Source organism: Kitasatospora sp. NPDC022856 (assembly GCF_055561235.1).
In genome coordinates, this window is record NZ_JBVHHE010000058.1 from 17,254 (window position 1) to 33,775 (window position 16,522).

The following is a 16,522-nucleotide window of genomic DNA, read 5'->3' on the forward strand; positions in this document are numbered from 1 at the left end:
GTGTTGCTCCTTGTTTCTGATGGTCACAGGACGGGCTGGCCGTCGGCGATGATGGCCGCGGTGACGCCGCGCTCGGCGGCGGCGTGCTGGAAGCGCTGCTCGATGTCGGGTTGTTCGGTGTAGAACGGCGGGTTGTGGAACAGGCCGTAGTGCATGGCGCAGACGGTGGCGGCGCCGAGTGCGACGGCGGCCTCGACGCCCTGCTCGGGGGTCATGGTCGCCGGGACGTTGGCCGCGTAGCCCTCGAAGTGGGCGATGACGCCGTTGACCGGGACGAACGCGACGTCGAAGGGGCCGTGGTCGCGGGCGATCTGCCACCAGCTGCCGTGCCACTGGGTGTCGCCGCAGTGGATGACCCGCCGGCCGGCGCCTTCGACGACCCAGGCGACCTGGTCACAGTCGTTGCCGCGCCAGTCCAGCGAGGTCACCGGGGTGACGGTCAGCGCTCCGATGCGGCGTGACTGGCCCAGGTCCTGGGCAACGGGGGTGATGCCCGCCTCGCGCAGCCCGGCCGCGCTCGGGGTGTGGCAGCCGATCGTACCGGTGGCCGCGATCCGGGCGATCAGGTCGTGGTCGTAGTGGTCGGGGTGCAGGTGGGTGATGAGGGCGTGGGTGCCGGGCGGGGTGTCGACCGGGTCGACCGGCCGGTGCGGCGGCCCCATCACCGGCGCCAGCGGAGCGACGTTCTCGAGCGGGTCGATCAGCAGGCGGGTGTCGCCGAGACGGATCTCGACGCCGGCCCAGGCCAGCCGCCGCACGGAAAGGGTGGGGGTCATGGGCAGCGACGCTAGACCCACGTTGTTGAGAAAGTCAACAAGGAAGTTTTGAATCTCAACACCACGATGTAGGGTGGTGGCATGCGCACCTACGGGCAGTACTGCGGCATCGCGAAAGCACTGGACACCATCGGCGACCGATGGACCCTGCTGATCGTCCGTGAACTGCTCGCCCTGGGTCCGTGCCGGCACACCGACCTGCGCAACGGGCTGCCCGGGATCGCCAGCAACCTGCTGGTCGACCGGCTCCGCGAACTCGAGGAAGCCGGCCTGATCCACCGCGAGGCCGCCCCGCCGCCGGTGGCCACCACCCTGTTCTCCCTCACCGAGCGTGGCCGCGCGCTGGAGCCGGTGCTGCAGGAACTGAGCCGATGGGGAATTCCCCTGTTGCGTGAGCCGGCCGGCAGCGACACCTTCCGCACCCACTGGCTGGACGTGCCCGCCCGGGCACTGACCGACCACCGCCCCGACCAGCCGGCAATCGCCCTGCAACTGCACACCGACGGCAACGAAGACCTGGTCATCGAAGTCAAGGACGGCTCGGTGCACACCCACGCCGGCCGGGTCGACCACCCCACCGCGTCCCTGACCGGACCGCCGCACCTGCTGGCCGCGACCCTGCTCGGCGACCTCGATCTGAGCGCCGCAGTACAGCAAGGCCTGCGGCTCAGCGGCGAACACGAGGCAGTACTGCGCATCCTGCCCCGCTGATCCGGGTGTGAGTAGTTGCCGTACAGAAAGTGCCGCTGAGATTGATCTTGCTCGTGCTGGGCTACTTCGCGGGGGCTTCGAGCTGGCGGGGGCCGGGCGCCCGCGCGCAGTTCGCGCAGGTCGGGGATGTGGTTGTCCAGGGTACCCGGGGAGACGCCGAGCAGCTCGGCGATCGAGGTGATGGAGCGGCCGGGGTCGGGCAGCACGTCGCGTGCGGCCCGGATGACTTCCTCGGTGGCGACTGTGGGGCGTCCGCCGACGCGGCCCCGGGCGCGGGCTGCGGCCAGGCCCTCGTCGGTGCCGATGACGATGAGTTCGCGGATGAACTCCGCGAGGGCGGCGAAGACGTGGAAGACGAGCCGGCCGCCGGGGGTGGTGGTGTCCAGGTTCTCGTGCAGCGAGGTGAAGCCGATCCCGCGCTCGCGCAGCTCGGCGACCATGTTGATGAGGTCCTGGAGGCTGCGGCCATAGCGGTCAAGCGAGGGGACCACGAGGGTGTCGCCGGGGTCGAGGAAGGCGTGGCACGCCTTCAGCTCGGGGCGCAGCGGGACGACAGGTCGTACTTCGCGAGGTCCCCTCCCGGCACCTTGACCACGTCGGCGACGTAGTCGACCGCGGCCGGGGGGAACTCCTCCAGGAACCGGGGGAACCGGCCCTCCAGCTCGAAATACCTCAGCATCAGCACGAAGCCGAGCCGGGTCGGGCCCGACTTGTTCGCGACCAGGTCCCAGTCACTCCCCACCGGCGTCCAACACGCCACCACGTCCTCGGGCGACCACTCCCGACACATGAACCCCTACCCTCCACCGACTACTCGTTCGGCCTAACGAACAGGCGGGGCCCGAAGCAACGGGAGGTCGGACGTCAGCTGCAGCTACTTTGCACCGTGGGTCACGGATAGGACACCGGGGCCGAACCTGGGGCGCCGCACGAGCGGCCCTCACGCGACGGTTTGCCGCGGCGGTGGAGGCTGCCCCGGCGCCGGCCGGCGGGGCGGACAACCCGTCGCTGTGGAAGCTCGGAGTGCAGTCCCGGGGCGGTTCTTGTGGCGCGCCGGCTGTTGGCCAAGCTGGAGCAGGTGTCGTACGGGCTGATGAGCACCGGGCCGTGCCCCGGGCCGCCCGGGCATCCTCCAGACTGGTCCTGGAACATGACCGATGATCACCTCATGACATTCATGAACACCGCCGAGTCGGCGGGTGGCGCGGAGCGGCATGCCTCCTGGACGGAGCTCTTCTTCGACCTCGTCGTCGTCGCGGGCGTGCTGCAGCTGTCACACCTCCTGCACGAGGGCCCGACGGCCGCCGATCTCGCCCTGTACGTCCTGCTGTACCTCGCCTTCTGGATCGCCTGGGTCTGCTTCACCGTTTACGGGAACGTCGAGGGGGACCGTGCCTGGACACCCGGTCTCCTCGTGGCGATGCTCGGCCTCGCCGTCATGGTCGCGGCCGTCCCCGGGATCCGCGGCACCAGGCACTACCTCGCGTTCATCGCCGCGTACGTCTTCCTGCGCTGGCTGTCCAGCCGGTTCTGGCGGCGCGGGCGGGTCGTGATGGACTGGCCGGTGGCCCAGATGGGCCTCGGTGTCCTGCCATGGATCGTGTCGCTGTGGGTGGATGCTCCGGCCCGCTACTGGCTGTGGGCCCTGGGAATCGGGTTCGACCTGCTGGCCATACTCGCGGACGCAGGCGGCCACATGCTGCGGGGCGCGCAGGAGTGGGCGGAGCGCCTCGTCAGGAAGAACGGCGACCGCGGGCGGCGGCCGGTGATCGAGGCGGCCTACGCCGATGTGCCGCACCTGATGGAGCGCCTGAGCCTCTACGTCATCATCGTGCTCGGCGAGGGGGTCATCCAGATCACCACGGTCGCCGCCGACACCGCCTGGGACGTGCACCTCGCCGGCGCGGCGCTGGGCTCGTTCGCCCTCCTGTCCGGCCTGTGGAGCATGTCGCTGCTCAACGGCTTCGGTGGGATCCCGAAGACCGGCCGACGCGATCTCCCGGTGCGGCTGGCCCTGTCCCTGCACTGCCTGACGACCTGCGCGCTCGCCTCCGTCGCCGCCGGCCTTGGCCTGGCCCTCGCGCATCCCCACGACCCTGCTGCGAACGGCGTGCGGTGGTTGCTCTGCGCCGGTCTCCTGGTGTACTTCGGCGTCAGCGTGCTGGCCGCCGCGGTCTCCGGTGCACGGTGGCAAAGCGTGCTCGGTTGGGCGCTGCCATGCCTGCTCCTGCTGTCGGCGCTCGGCTTCTTCGCTCGGCATCTCGGCGCCGGATGGCTGATCTGGGCGCTGGCGACCACAGTCGGCTGGCAGCTCGTGTTCGCGCCCGGGAAGCGCGGCAGCCAGCGAGTGCCGACCTCCGCCTGACCGGCACCTCCCGAGACGTCGGCGGCCCCACATCTCGGGAGGTGAATCGGTAATCGGGCTCCACGTTGCTCCTGGTACTGGGATGCGAAATCCCCGCGCCATCAGCAGGCTGCGGCAAGCCTGCCCGGTCATCCGGGTGGCCATCGGGGCCGGGTGACCTCCCCCGCGTGGGCCGAGCGGCTCGATTCCACCCGGCCGGCCGGGATCTCGACGGCGGCAGCGGCCGCCATCGCAGCGGCGTTCGTGCCCTGGTCCGCGAGGATGCCCACGTTGTGAGCCCCGACGTTGGTCGGCCCGAAGGACAACCGGTGCACCTCTTCGGGCGACCCGACGGCCGGGTGGCGCCGGCCATCCGCCACGTGCGTCGGGGCGGCGTCCGCGTTCCCGGGCCGGCACGCGCACCGGACCTGGACCCGGTCGACGTCCTCCGGTCACTCGTCCACAGAGCCACGGCCAGCACCCCGTCGACACCCCGACTACGGCGGCAGTCCGTTGCGGCCCGGATCCGCCAACTGGCCGCCCGGCACTGGGTCCATGCCGGAGAGTCGGTGATCTTGTTCGGGCCGGAGGCAGGCCCCCTTCCGTCACATGTCGGCGGCGCGCCTACCTGTGTGGGCGCCCTTACGTCGGCGGAGAACCAGGAGCGCGGCAGCACCCGCCGCGAGCGCGGCCGAGCCGAGGACCGCGAGGGTTGTCGTGCCGTTCGCTCCGGTCTCGGCCAGTTCGTTCGTCGCGCCGGTCGGTCCGGGGGTGGCGGGGCGTGTGGAGGGAGCCGCGGGACTGGTCGCGGTGACCGGTACGGCCGGGGTCTTGCTGGGGATCGTGCTCGGCCTGGTGGTCGGGGGCGGCTTCGCGACGGTGAACTCGGCGACCGTGTGGCCGACGAACTGAGTGCAGGTGTCGGTGCCGATGACGCCCTTGGGCACGGCGGAGGCCGGGGTGCGGGCGCCGGTGCCGGGCGACGCGGGCCCGGCGGGAGGGGTGGGTGCAGAAGCCTGAGGAGAAGGTGGTGTAGCCGCCCATCTGGTTGGCGTCGCCGGCCATGAGCACCGGGTCGGCGGTGAGGAAGCGCCCGATCAAGGTCGCCACCGGTGAGCACGTGCAGAACCGGATCATCTTCAAGCAGCTGCTCCAGTCCGGCGCCATCGACGTCCTCCAGCTGGACTCCGCCCGGGTGGCCGGCGTCAACGAGAACCTCGCCATCCTGCTGCTCGCCGCCAAGTTCGGGGTCCCGGTCTGCCCGCACGCCGGCGGCGTCGGACTGTGCGAACTCGTCCAGCACCTGTCGATGTTCGACTACGTCGCGCTGTCCGGCACGGACGAGGACCGTGTCATCGAGTTCGTCGACCACCTCCACCAGCACTTCCTCGATCCGGTGGTGATCGAGAACGGTCGCTACCGGGCCCCCACCACGCCCGGGTTCTCCGCGACGATGCACCGGGCCACCATCGACACCTACACCTACCCGGGCGGCGCGTTCTGGGCCGCGGAACCGTCGGAGCCGGCAGCGCAGGGGGGCCGGGCATGACCACCGACCTCGACGGGCTCACCGCCCTGGTCACCGGCGGAGCCTCCGGCATCGGCCTGGCCACCGCCCGACTGCTCGGCGCGCGCGGAGCGGACGTCGCCGTCCTGGACCTCGACCCGACCGACGCCCGCCCCCCCGCTGCGCGGCTTCACCGCCGACGTCGCCGACGACCGCTCGGTGCGCTCGGCCGTCCAGGCGGCGGCCCGGGCGCTCGGCGGGATCGACATCCTGGTCAACAACGCAGGCGTCGGCGCGGTCGGGACGCTGGAGGACAACCCCGACGAGCAGTGGCACCGCGTCCTGGACGTCAACGTGCTCGGCATCGTCCGCACCACCCGCGCCGCCCTGCCCCACCTGCGCCGCTCGGTGCACGCCTCCGTGGTCAACACCTGCTCCATCGCCGCCACCGCCGGCCTTCCGCGGCGCGCGCTCTACTCGGCGAGCAAGAGCGCCGTCCTCTCGCTCACCCTCGCGATGGCCGCCGACCACGTCCGCGAGGGCATCCGGGTCAACTGCGTCAACCCCGGTACCGTCGAAACCCCGTGGGTCGCGCGACTGCTGGGCGCCGCCGACGACCCGGCCGCCGAACGCCTCGCGCTGAACGGCCGTCAGCCGACCGGACGTCTGGTGGCCGCCGAGGAGGTGGCCGCCGCCATCGCCTACCTCGCCTCCCCGGCGGCCGCGAGCGTCACCGGCACGGCCCTGGCGGTCGACGGCGGCATGGCGGGCCTGCGGCTGCGACCGGAGCCCCGCCCGTGAAGCCGCGCCGCCGCCCCCTCGGCCGCACGCCGGTCCAGGTCACCGAGCTCGGCTTCGGCGCCGCCGGAATCGGCAACCTGTTCACCCCGGTCGGCGACGACCGCGCGGAACAGGCCGTCACCGCCGCCTGGGAGTGCGGCGTACGGTACTTCGACACCGCCCCGCACTACGGTCTGGGCCTGTCCGAGCGCCGGCTCGGCGCCGTGCTGCGCACCCTGCCCCGGGGCGAGTACACGCTGTCCACGAAGGTCGGCCGGCTGCTGGAGCCGACCCCCGCCGGTGGGGGCGACGACCTGGCCGACGGCTTCGCCGTCCCCGCCACCCACCGCCGCGTCTGGGACTTCAGCGCCGGCGGGGTGCGCCGTTCCATCGAGGACAGCCTCCGACGCCTCGGCCTGGACCGGATCGACGTCGCCTACCTGCACGACCCCGACGACCACGCCGAGCAGGCGCTCGCCGAGGCCTACCCCGAGCTGGAACGCCTGCGCGCCGAAGGCGTCCTCGGGGCGATCGGGGTCGGTATGAACCAGGCCGGGATGCTGGCCCGGTTCACCCGCGAGACGGACCTCGACGTCGTCCTGCTGGCCGGCCGCTACAGGCTGCTCGACCAGCGCGGACTGGCCGAACTGCTGCCGCTGGCCCACCGGCGCGGCGTCGGCGTCGTCGTCGGTGGCGTCTTCAACTCGGGCCTGCTCGCCGACCCGCGCCCCGGCGCGACCTTCGACTACACCGCGGCCCCCGCCGAGCTGCTCGCCCGCGCCACCGCGCTCAAGGCCGTCTGCACGGAGCACGGCGTACCGCTGCGCGCCGCCGCCCTGCGGTTCCCGTTCGGGCACCCGGCCGTCGCGAGCGTGCTGGTCGGCACCCGCAGCGCCGAGGAGGTCCGGGACGCCGCCGCGCTGCTCGACCACCCTGTTCCGGCGGCGCTCTGGGCGGACCTCAAGGAGCGTGGTCTACTGCCGGCGGACGTCCCCACCCCGGCGCGGGAGAGCTGATGCGCATCGCCCTGTTCATCACCTGCTTCAACGACACCCTGTACCCCGGCACCGGCCGGGCCGTGCTGACCGTCCTCGAACGCCTCGGGCACACCGTCGAGTTCCCGCGGGACCAGACCTGCTGCGGGCAGCTGCACTTCAACACCGGCTACCGCCCCGAGGCCGTACCGCTGGTGGCCCGCTTCGCCCGGGCCTTCGCCGACTACGACGCCGTGGTCACCCCCTCCGCCTCCTGCGCCGGGATGGTCCGCGACCACCATCCCCTGCTGGCCCGGGAGTACGGGAACCCCGGCCTCCAGCGGCAGGTCGAGGACCTGGTGCCCCGGGTGCACGAGTTCACCGAGCTGCTCACCGACGTCCTGGGCGTCACGGACGTCGGGGCCCGCCTCCCGCACCGGGTCGCCTACCACCCCACCTGTCACTCGCTGCGCGGCCTCCGGCTCGGGGACCGCCCCTCGCGCCTGCTGCGCGAGGTCGAGGACCTCGACCTGGTCGACCTCCCCGCGGCCGACTCGTGCTGCGGCTTCGGCGGCACCTTCGCCGTCAAGAACGCCGACACCTCGGCCGCGATGCTCGCCGACAAGGGCGACGCGGTGCTCGACAGCGGGGCCGAGGTGCTGTGCGCCGCCGACAACTCCTGTCTGATGCACATCGGGGGCGGACTGTCCCGCCGGCGCGCCGCCGTGCGCACCATGCACCTGGCCGAGATCCTCGCCGCCACCGAAGGAGCCGCGCCGTGAGCGACCACCGTGACCGCGGCGTCGTCTGGCTGGGCGCCCCCTCCTTCCCCGACGCCGCCCGCGGGGCACTGAAGGACACCCAACTGCGCGCCAACCTCAGGCGCGCCACCGCCACCATCCGCGACAAGCGGCTCGCGGTCGCCTCCGAACTCGACGACTGGGAGCAGCTGCGGGACGCCGGCGCCGCGATCAAGAGGCGCACCTCGCGGCACCTGGACCGCTACCTGGTGCAGTTGGAGGCATCCGTCACCGCGGCGGGCGGAATCGTGCACTGGGCCGCCGACGCGGCCGAGGCCAACCGCATCGTCACCGAACTGGTGCTCGCGACCGGCGAGCGCGAGGTGGTGAAGGTGAAGTCGATGGCCACCCAGGAGATCGGGCTGAACGAACACCTGGCCGAAGCCGGCATCACCGCCTACGAGACCGACCTGGCCGAGCTGATCGTCCAACTCGGCGACGACCGGCCCTCGCACATCCTCGTCCCCGCGATCCACCGGAACCGCACCGAGATCCGCGACCTGTTCGCCGCCGAGATGCGCCACTGGGGGCGGCCCGCTCCCGAGGGCCTGACCGACGAACCGGCGGACCTCGCGGAGGCGGCCCGCGGACCTTCCACCTGGTCCTGCTCGACAACGGCCGCACCGACACCCTCGCCGACCGGGTCGGACGGCAGGCCCTGGCGTGCATCCGCTGCTCCGCCTGCCTCAACGTCTGCCCGGTCTTCGAGCGCAGCGGCGGCCACGCCTACGGCTCCGTCTACCCGGGCTCGATCGGTGCCGTCCTCACCCCCCAGCTCGTCGGCGTCGAGAACGCCGCGAGCCTGCCGTTCGCCTCCACCCTCTGCGGGGCCTGCTACGACGCCTGCCCCGTGAAGATCGACATCCCGGAGGTGCTCGTCCACCTGCGGGCCGAGGTCGTCGAGAGCGGGACGGGCGGTGCGGAGGCGCCGGCCATGAGGGCGGCCGCCGCCGCCCGGCTGCTCGGCGAACTGGAGCGCCTTCCGGTCAACGTCGCCTGGCAGGCGCGGATGGGCGAACTCCTCGACGTCGCGCACGACTACGGCGAGGGCGGTGCCGCGGCCGGGCTCCGGGCGGTGTGGGAGCTGTGACCGGCCCCGGGACCGTCGACGCGCACCACCACCTCTGGAACCTCGCGGCGAGGCCCCAGCCCTGGATCACCGGTGCGGCCCTCGCCCCGCTCGCCCGCTCCTTCCACGTCGAGGACCTGGCTCCGCGGGCCCGCGCCGCCGGTGTGAGCGCCACCGTCGTCGTCCAGACCGTCTGCGTCCCCGGGGAGACCTCCGAGCTGCTGGCCCTCGCCGCCGGCGGCGGCCTGGTCGCCGGCGTCGTCGGCTGGACCGACCTCACCGCCCCCGACGTCGCCGACGCGCTCGCCGCCCTGCGTGAACGACCCGGCGGCGACCGGCTGGTGGGCATCCGGCACCAGGTCCAGGAGGAGCCCGACCCGGGCTGGCTGCTGCGGCCCGACGTGCACCGCGGGCTACGCGCGGTCGCCGGGGCGGGCCTCGCCTACGACCTGGTCGTCAGGCCGCACCAGCTGCCCGCCGCCACCGCCGCGGCCGCCCGGCTGCCCGGTCTGACGTTCGTCCTCGACCACCTGGGCAAGCCGCCGATCGCCACCGGGGCGCTCGAACCCTGGGCGGGGCACGTGCGCCGTCTGGCCGCCCTGCCCAACACCGTGTGCAAGCTGTCCGGCCTGGTCACCGAGGCCGCACCCGGCCGCTGGGGGAGCGAGCACCTCGGGCCGTACGCCGACACCGTCCTCGACGCCTTCGGCCCGCGGCGGCTGCTCTTCGGTTCCGACTGGCCGGTGTGCACCCTTCGGGCCGGCTACTCCGACGTCGTGCGGACCGCCGAGCAGCTCGTGGCCGGGCTGAGCCCGGGCGAGCGGGACGCGGTGTTCCGGCGCAACGCGGTCCTGGTCTACGGCCTCGACGTACCCGTTCCGGGCGTCACCGCCACCTGAACCGGGGCCCGCGCCGCCGGCCGTGACACCGGCCGCCCGTGACACCGGCCGCAGGTGCCGCCGTGCCGCGGCCGACGGGCCCCGGGCCGGGAGGGGCGGGGTGACTATGCTGTGACGATCAGGACCAGGGAGGCGACACCGTGCCCGTCACCGACGAGGCGATCGAGAAGATCAAGGCCATGATCGTCAGCGGTGAGCTGCGGCCGGGCGCGCGGCTGCCCAAGGAGGCCGACCTCGCCGAGCGGCTCGGCCTGTCACGCAACTCCCTGCGCGAGGCGGTCAAGGCGCTCTCGCTGATCAGGGTGCTGGACGTGCGCCAGGGCGACGGCACATACGTGACCAGCCTTGAGCCGCACCTGCTGATGGACGCGCTCGGCTTCGTCCTCGACTTCCACCAGGACGACACGGTGCTGGACTTCCTGGAGGTCCGCCGCATCCTGGAGCCCGCCGCCGCGGCCATGGCCGCCCGGGTGATGTCCGAGCAGGACATCACCGCCCTGGGCCAGGTGCTGGAAGGCCTGCGCGACGACTCGGCGTTGGAGGAGCTGATCGACAACGACGTCGAGTTCCACCGCCGGATCGCGGCAGGCTCGGGCAACTCCGTGCTCTGCTCGCTCATCGACGGGCTGTCCGGCCCGACCGCGCGGGCCCGGACCTGGCGCGGCCTCACCGAGGAGGGCGCCGTCGCCCGGACCCGCGAGCAGCACCGCGCCATCTTCGACGCCATCGCCGGCCGTCGCCCCGACGTCGCGCACGCCTGGGCCACGATCCACGTGGCCGGCGTCGAGCAGTGGCTACGCAACATCCTCGGCGCCTCGGGTCCGCACTCGGCTGACGGGCCGCCGATCCGCCCGGCCGCCGATCCTCCTGTCCGCCGATCCGCCGGCCACCCCACGCGGGCCCGTGCGACAGGCGTGTCCGTCCTGCGAACAGAGCCGTCCACCACGGGCCTGTCACGGCTGCCGGCGAGTGCCTGGCGTCGTTCCCCGGTGGTGAACGGATCGCCCTTGCGCGGCTGCCGGCCCGTACGCTCCTCGCCGCAGACTCCGGGGTGGAGGACCTACTGGTCGAGCACCTCACGGCCGCTCGCCGGGGCGCCGCACCACCGGATCGGCGACGAGCGAGTCCACGTCCTCCCGCACCCCCTCAAGCCGGAGGAGGCCGCCGTCGCCACGTGACGGGTCCCGCTGGTGCGGCACCGGGGGGAGGTAGGACGGGGCGCCCGTCCCGTCCTGCCGGAGCGAGACCGTCCGCGTAGGCGCGGGGATCGAGATGCCTTCCGTCCGGTACCGCTGGTGCAGGCGCTTGATGAACTCGTGCTTGATCCGGTACTGGTCGCTGAACTCGCCGACACCCAGGATCACCGTGAAGTTGATCCTTGAGTCCGCGAAGGTGTGGAAGCGGACGGCGGCCTCGTGGTCGGGCACGCCGCCGCTGATGTCAGCCATCACACTGTCGACGACGTCGAGGGTGACTCTCTCCACGTGCTCCAGGTCGCTGTCGTATCCGACCCCGACCTGGACCAGGATCGACAGCTTCTGCTCGGGCTGGGAGTAGTTCGTCATGTTCGTCCGCGCCAGGCGGCCGTTGGGGATGATCACCAGGTTGTTCGACAGGTTGCGCACCACGCTGTTGCGCCAGTTGATGTCGACGACGTACCCCTCCTCCCCGCTGGTCAGCCGGATGTAGTCACCCGGCTGGACCGTCTTGGAAGCGAGGATGTGCACACCCGCGAAGAGGTTGGCGAGGGTGTCCTGCAACGCCAGCGCGACCGCGAGACCGCCCACGCCGAGGGCGGTGACCAGCGGGGCGATGGACACCCCGAGGGTCTCCAGGGCCACGAGGACGCCCATCGACAGCACCACGATCCGGGTGATGTTGACGAAGATGGACGCGGATGCCGCGACACCCGTTCGAGAGGCGGCCACGGACTGCACCAGCCCGGCCACCACCCGGGCCGCGCTGAGCGTCGCGATGACGATGAACACGGCTATCAGCGACTGATCGACCAGTCCCCCAGTCCGCGCGGTGAGCGGAAGCGCCGAAGCGGCCACCGCGACCCCGGCGAGCACGGCCGCCCAGGGAACGATGGTGCGCAGCGCGTCGACGATGACGTCGTCACCGCTCCATTTGGTCCTGGTCGCGTGTTTGCCCAGCCATTTCATCAGGGCCCGCAGCAGGAGACCGGCCGTGCAGCCGGAGGCCAGCACGATGCCGGCCACCACCCAGTCGTGCAGGACCAGGTCCCGGGTCACCGCGCCGCTTCCACTGCGTGGGGAGGGAGGGAACGGGCCGTCGCCGGCCGCTGTATGTGTTGTGTCGTCACCCTGTTGCCTGTCAGATCGTTCTGTTCATAGCCACGTCGGAGCGGATGTACGCATTCCGAACGGACTGCCATCCTGCCCCATGGGCAGGCCGCCGCTACGAGCAGCCCGCCGTGCAGCCGGTCGACCGCGCCCTGCCCGCCCGACGAACGGCCGACGATCACCAGAACCGAGCGCCGGTCGGGCCCGGGGGCTCCCCCGCGCCATGGGGAACGGTCGGCGGAAGGCCGCTACGCCGGCGCCAGCTCGAGCGCTCGGCCCGCCGGGGATGACCCGCCCGCCACTCCGCGGCGGTGCTGAGACCCGGGGCGTGCGTGCCGGTGTGCGGCCGCCGCCGCGGGGCCATCCCCCCCCGGGCGCGGGGAGCAGGAGGCTGCTGTGGTCAGTTCGCGTCCTCGGCAAGCACCAGGACCAACTCCTCCCGTTTGACGTCGACCTCCCGAGCCGCACGTCCGAGAGTCCGAGCCGGGGAAGGGGCGCCACCGATGGAGAGGTTCACCCGCAGCAGTTCCTCCACGCCCGCGCCGACCAGGTCGCGGCGGGCCCGCGGCAAGCAGTTGATCGCACGCTCCACGGTGTTGCGCTTCGTCGTCACAGGTGGGAGACCAGCATCCATACGGCAATGGCGAGGAACGCGATCCCGACCACACGCTGCATCAGATAACCCCTGCGCGTGGGCTCACCGGCATCAGGGTCCTTCACCCACCCCCGCTGGAGCCGCAGGTTCATCCCCCACAGGAGCTGTGGCCGCAGTACCTGAAGAAGCCCGATCGCGAACACCGCGCACGCCACAATGATGAACATCCGTCCTCCTCGTCTGGCCACCGCGGGCGTTTCCTCTCATCTGACACCCGCTCACCCAGCGGCTGCCCTCACAGCCTCGCCTGAAACAGGGTCTGCAACCCGCGGTGCGCCACCACCCGGCTGTCCGGCATCGCGGTGGGCGACCTCGGCGGCGACATCGGCTCCGGGCTCACACTGACCCCCGACCAGCGGGCGAACTCCTACTGCTGGGAGGTCGGCCTCTCCTCTCCAGCTCGACGACCGGGACGTCGGGGCGGGCGCGGACGTCGGAGACGGCCCGGGCGACAGGCGGCGGACCGGTCGGGGCCGGCTGATGTGTCAGTCGTGCTCGCCGGTGCGCCGCGCTGCGGACGGGGGCCTCGTACTGGCCGAGCTGTACGTGGACTACCGCGGCACCCCCGCCCCGCACCGACCTCGGACGGCACCATCGCCTGGCTCCTCCCTCGGTCCCCCCACCAGACGGCCGACCAGGGCAACCGCGTCCCCGGTCGACCGCCTCCGCCGGCGGGCGCGCCGGCGCCCGGGGTTCGCTGATCCGGTCCGCGAGTCGGTCGACGGCCGCACGGGCAAGGACCCGTTCGCCTGACCGGCCGTCAGGTACGGACCTGGTTCTCCACCCGGTGCCTGATGTAGTCGTCCGGGTGCGCCCGGGCAACCGCCGTCGCGGTCTCCACCAGGTGGTGCAGCTCCGGTCGGTAGGCCGATGTCCGCAGCGGGAGGCCGGGGAGGATGCAGCGCCGTACGTCGAGGTCCTCGTTGGTCACGAACTCACGCAGGGCGGCCTCGTTCCATTCGCGCACCAGGACGGCCCGGTCGGTGGCCCCGTCCAGTTCCAGGACGCCGGGGTGCTCCGCCGTGGCGCCGTCGGAATCGAGGGGGAACGCCGTCCAGTACCAGGCCCGGGCCGCCCCGGCGCGCTGCGCGTCGGTACCCCCGACCAGACGGGCGAGCAGTCCGGCGCGCACCCGCCGGTAGCCGTAGGCGTTCAGGGCGGGCTCGACGAACCACCGGTTGTAGCTCGGGTCCGGGTCCTGGACGGCAGCCTCCAGCAGGGCCTCGAAAGACTCCTCGGAGAGCACCAGCCCCCGCTCCCCGGCATCGCGCAACGCCCGTCGGACGGCGTGGCCCCAGGCCCGGCCGTCGCCGTCGGCAGGCTCGGGCGCCGGCTTCAGCCCGGGGATCCGGGACACCTCGGCCAGGCATCGGTGGAACGTCGAGGTGTCGTCGTCGGTCCGGTCCGGCAGCGCCGCGAAGGTCTGCGCGGTGCCGGTTGCACCGTCGCCGGCCGGCTCGTCCCGCTCCGTGGTCACGTCGTCCTCCCTGCCCCCGTGACCGACCCGGTGGCCGGCGACGTGGAACCTAGCCGATACACGGTTCCGCCGAGGCTTCAGCGAAGGAACATCGCACGCCCGAAATGACGCTCCCCGCCAATCGGAGCCGACACCTCGACCACCGCCAAGCCCCCGCGCCTACGCCACCGACCTTACCCACTCCCAGCTGATCGCCGTCTCCGCCGCCTCCAACCGCAGCAAGGGCGACAAGCGGAAGTGCGGCGCGATCCAGCCGAGGGCGCCCTTGAGCAGGCGAAACGCGGGCTCAAAGTCGAATCCGCTTAGGAAGGTGCGCCGTATCCGGTCCACGTGTGCGGTGTCGATGCCGGTGGCCGAGGAGCACAGCCACAGTGGCTTCGCTTCGCGTTCGCCAGGCCGGTGCTCGACCGGGAGGCGGACCAACGTGCCGTGGGTGATGGGGATTTCACCTTCGCCGTCGAGCCATGGGCCGTGTTCTTCTAGCCAGGGCCTGTCCGGTCGATCATGTTCGGAGGCAGATGAAACCCGTCCAGCCCCGGGCAGGATCAGCAATGGCGACTTCAGCGACTGCCCGGCCCCGGTCGGGACCGGGTCACCAGGACGACCGCGGGTCTTGTACGTGCTCTGGTGAGTGCCGGTCCTCGCCCCTGCCCAGGCCGGTCTGGACCAGGAAGCCGGGGTCCACTTCCCACGGCGGGGCAGCAATGTGCACCCGCTGGGTGCCGGGGATGCCCACCTCGACGAGGACCCCGTCGCGGAACATCCACAGACCGAACAGGTCGTCGTCCTCGTCGTGGAGCATGACCTGCACGCAGGCGGGCTCGTTCCACGGCAGGGACTCCAGGTCCTTGAGTACCCCGCGGCGCCGGTTCCACCGCTCGAACTCGATGTGCCAACCCCCAACAAACCAGGGAATCTGCACGAAGCAGCCGTGCCAGGTGCGGGCCTCGTCCGGCCGCGTCAGCGGCTCCATCACCTCGTCCTCGAACCGCGCCAACACGATGACCTGCGCCATTCTGCTCATACCCACATATCACACCGTGCCGGGGCCCGAGGCAATCGATTTTGGGACCCCGAGCCGTCGGGGCTCCTTCCGTACGCGGAGTCCGCCGCATGGGCAGCGGCCGTTCTCCGGCTTCTTCGTGACTCGACATCTCGAAGCGTGGAGAACGGCCACCTTCGCTGTCCCGGGAAGAACCGCAGATCAGCAGGTCGACTGACCAGTGGGGTTGAACAACGAGCTCAGGCGGGTGTGGCCGGCTTCCTGCCGTCGAGTAGCCGCGATCGCCCACCCGGTAGGTGACCTGGTAGTCCCTGCCGGGCTTTCGGGGCATCGCGGAGGTGATCGTTCCGTTCACCCTGAGCGGCTTGTCATCGATGAGGCTCCCGGCCCGCTCGCCCAGCGGCCGCGAGGGAGCAGCGCGGCCGCCGGTCGCCAACCCGTCGGCCCTGTGGTCGCCGTGCCGGTCGCCAGCGTGCCGGAGGGGTGGATCGCTGGGCTCGCGGCCGGTGGCATCGCCCTGGACGACCCGGCCGTCCATCACTTGTTGACGGCCTGTCTACGCGCGCTGCCCAGCGTCCTTCCCTGTGCCGGCCCGATTCCGGGCCGGCACGAAAGGGAGAACCCCCGTGCTGCGCGAGACCCGCGCTCTGCTGACCGGTTCGGTCGCCCTCCTGGCCCTCAGCCTCACCTTGACCACCTTCACCGCCGACGCCGCCGGTGACCAGAGCGGCATCGACGCCTGCGCCCGCGAGGCCCCGTGGGCGGGCTTCGCGAAGGACAAGTCCGGCGAGGGCCGCAACGACGACGCGATCTACGCGGTGGCGATCGCCATGGCCGAGTCCGGCTGCGACCGGCTGGCCGACCACACCGACCTCCCCCACCGACCCCGACCCGGGCCCCAAGGAGCTCGGTGCCCGGCAGATCAATGAGCACTGGTACCCGGAGGTCCACAGCCACGACGCCGGGATCGTCACCGCCGAGAGCTGGCAGGACATGGGCTGGTCGGCACGAAAGGCCTTCAAGATCGACAACGGCGGCACCGGCCGGGGCTGGGCCTCGTGGGCGGCCTGGCACCTGGGCACCTGGGCACCTACCACCAGTACCTCGGCCAGGCACGGGAGGCGCTCTAGTGTCCTGCGCCCGAGATCCGTCGGCAGAATCGGGCGAGGGAATCGAGGATCTCGTCCGCGGTCTTGGTCCAGGTGAACGGTGTGGGGGCCT

At 72.1% G+C, this 16,522-nt stretch carries 15 protein-coding genes and 5 pseudogenes; 10 read left to right on the forward strand and 10 right to left on the reverse strand.

Features of this window, described 5'->3' with window-relative positions; translation table 11 throughout:
- Positions 1 to 23: 23 nt before the first annotated feature.
- Positions 24 to 776 (reverse strand): MBL fold metallo-hydrolase, encoded by a 753-nt coding sequence (locus ACZ34W_RS35340; RefSeq protein ID WP_465610101.1) that lies wholly within the window; start codon positions 774 to 776, stop codon positions 24 to 26.
- 81 nt (positions 777 to 857) lie between these two features.
- On the opposite strand from ACZ34W_RS35340, the gene ACZ34W_RS35345 reads away from it, so the two are divergent.
- Complete coding sequence (locus tag ACZ34W_RS35345; protein WP_465610103.1) at positions 858 to 1,487, forward strand: winged helix-turn-helix transcriptional regulator; 630 nt, start codon at positions 858 to 860, stop codon at positions 1,485 to 1,487.
- Between the two features lie 320 nt (positions 1,488 to 1,807).
- Here the strand turns inward: ACZ34W_RS35345 and ACZ34W_RS35350 are convergent.
- Both ACZ34W_RS35350 and ACZ34W_RS35355 read right to left on the reverse strand, forming a co-directional pair.
- A pseudogene (locus tag ACZ34W_RS35350) lies at positions 1,808 to 1,978 on the reverse strand (recombinase family protein); the annotation flags it as partial.
- 38 nt (positions 1,979 to 2,016) lie between these two features.
- Positions 2,017 to 2,277, reverse strand: a complete 261-nt coding sequence (locus tag ACZ34W_RS35355; protein WP_465610105.1) for a DUF4158 domain-containing protein — start codon at positions 2,275 to 2,277, stop codon at positions 2,017 to 2,019.
- Between the two features lie 378 nt (positions 2,278 to 2,655).
- Here ACZ34W_RS35355 and ACZ34W_RS35360 point away from each other — a divergent pair, with 378 nt between their 5' ends.
- Positions 2,656 to 3,852, forward strand: coding sequence for a low temperature requirement protein A (locus tag ACZ34W_RS35360; RefSeq protein ID WP_465610107.1), 1,197 nt, complete (start codon positions 2,656 to 2,658; stop codon positions 3,850 to 3,852).
- A gap of 584 nt (positions 3,853 to 4,436) precedes the next feature.
- On the opposite strand, the gene ACZ34W_RS35365 is transcribed toward ACZ34W_RS35360, so the two are convergent.
- A complete protein-coding gene (locus ACZ34W_RS35365; protein ID WP_465610109.1) occupies positions 4,437 to 4,778 on the reverse strand; it encodes an LPXTG cell wall anchor domain-containing protein in 342 nt (113 codons plus the stop codon).
- A gap of 92 nt (positions 4,779 to 4,870) precedes the next feature.
- Between ACZ34W_RS35365 and ACZ34W_RS35370 the strand changes: the two are divergent.
- The 7 genes and pseudogenes from ACZ34W_RS35370 to ACZ34W_RS35400 form a co-directional block, all read left to right on the forward strand.
- A pseudogene (locus ACZ34W_RS35370) lies at positions 4,871 to 5,380 on the forward strand (enolase C-terminal domain-like protein); the annotation flags it as partial.
- A pseudogene (locus tag ACZ34W_RS35375) lies at positions 5,377 to 6,139 on the forward strand (SDR family NAD(P)-dependent oxidoreductase). The pseudogenes ACZ34W_RS35370 and ACZ34W_RS35375, both read left to right, overlap by 4 nt.
- Positions 6,136 to 7,134, forward strand: a complete 999-nt coding sequence (locus tag ACZ34W_RS35380; protein ID WP_465610111.1) for an aldo/keto reductase — start codon at positions 6,136 to 6,138, stop codon at positions 7,132 to 7,134. Before ACZ34W_RS35375 ends, ACZ34W_RS35380 begins: the two are co-directional and overlap by 4 nt.
- Positions 7,134 to 7,874 carry a (Fe-S)-binding protein gene (locus tag ACZ34W_RS35385; protein ID WP_465610113.1) on the forward strand — a complete coding sequence of 247 codons (741 nt, stop codon included), beginning with the start codon at positions 7,134 to 7,136 and terminating at the stop codon, positions 7,872 to 7,874. Before ACZ34W_RS35380 ends, ACZ34W_RS35385 begins: the two co-directional genes overlap by 1 nt.
- Positions 7,871 to 8,982: pseudogene (locus tag ACZ34W_RS35390) on the forward strand (4Fe-4S dicluster domain-containing protein). The gene ACZ34W_RS35385 and the pseudogene ACZ34W_RS35390 overlap by 4 nt, the downstream one beginning before the upstream one ends.
- Complete coding sequence (locus tag ACZ34W_RS35395) at positions 8,979 to 9,860, forward strand: amidohydrolase family protein (protein ID WP_465610115.1); 882 nt, start codon at positions 8,979 to 8,981, stop codon at positions 9,858 to 9,860. Before ACZ34W_RS35390 ends, ACZ34W_RS35395 begins: the two are co-directional and overlap by 4 nt.
- A gap of 140 nt (positions 9,861 to 10,000) precedes the next feature.
- Positions 10,001 to 10,669 (forward strand): annotated as a pseudogene (locus ACZ34W_RS35400) (FadR/GntR family transcriptional regulator); the annotation flags it as partial.
- Between the two features lie 267 nt (positions 10,670 to 10,936).
- Here ACZ34W_RS35400 and ACZ34W_RS35405 read toward each other — a convergent pair.
- The 6 genes from ACZ34W_RS35405 to ACZ34W_RS35430 all read right to left on the reverse strand — a co-directional run bounded on the left by ACZ34W_RS35405 (position 10,937) and on the right by ACZ34W_RS35430 (position 15,322).
- Positions 10,937 to 12,115, reverse strand: a complete 1,179-nt coding sequence (locus tag ACZ34W_RS35405) for a mechanosensitive ion channel family protein (protein ID WP_465610117.1) — start codon at positions 12,113 to 12,115, stop codon at positions 10,937 to 10,939.
- Between the two features lie 451 nt (positions 12,116 to 12,566).
- On the reverse strand, positions 12,567 to 12,779 hold the full coding sequence (locus tag ACZ34W_RS35410; RefSeq protein WP_465610119.1) for a hypothetical protein: 213 nt from the start codon (positions 12,777 to 12,779) through the stop codon (positions 12,567 to 12,569).
- Entirely contained in the window at positions 12,776 to 12,988 is a 213-nt protein-coding gene (locus ACZ34W_RS35415; RefSeq protein ID WP_465610121.1) for a DUF6199 family natural product biosynthesis protein, read from the reverse strand. The genes ACZ34W_RS35410 and ACZ34W_RS35415 overlap by 4 nt, the downstream gene beginning before the upstream one ends.
- Positions 12,989 to 13,581: 593 nt before the next feature.
- A complete protein-coding gene (locus tag ACZ34W_RS35420) occupies positions 13,582 to 14,298 on the reverse strand; it encodes a hypothetical protein (protein ID WP_465610123.1) in 717 nt (238 codons plus the stop codon).
- A gap of 159 nt (positions 14,299 to 14,457) precedes the next feature.
- Positions 14,458 to 14,850 carry a hypothetical protein gene (locus tag ACZ34W_RS35425; RefSeq protein ID WP_465610125.1) on the reverse strand — a complete coding sequence of 131 codons (393 nt, stop codon included), beginning with the start codon at positions 14,848 to 14,850 and terminating at the stop codon, positions 14,458 to 14,460.
- 40 nt (positions 14,851 to 14,890) lie between these two features.
- Positions 14,891 to 15,322, reverse strand: coding sequence for a hypothetical protein (locus tag ACZ34W_RS35430; RefSeq protein ID WP_465610127.1), 432 nt, complete (start codon positions 15,320 to 15,322; stop codon positions 14,891 to 14,893).
- 605 nt (positions 15,323 to 15,927) lie between these two features.
- Here ACZ34W_RS35430 and ACZ34W_RS35435 point away from each other — a divergent pair.
- Positions 15,928 to 16,230 carry a hypothetical protein gene (locus tag ACZ34W_RS35435; protein ID WP_465610129.1) on the forward strand — a complete coding sequence of 101 codons (303 nt, stop codon included), beginning with the start codon at positions 15,928 to 15,930 and terminating at the stop codon, positions 16,228 to 16,230.
- Positions 16,231 to 16,522: the final 292 nt, after the last annotated feature.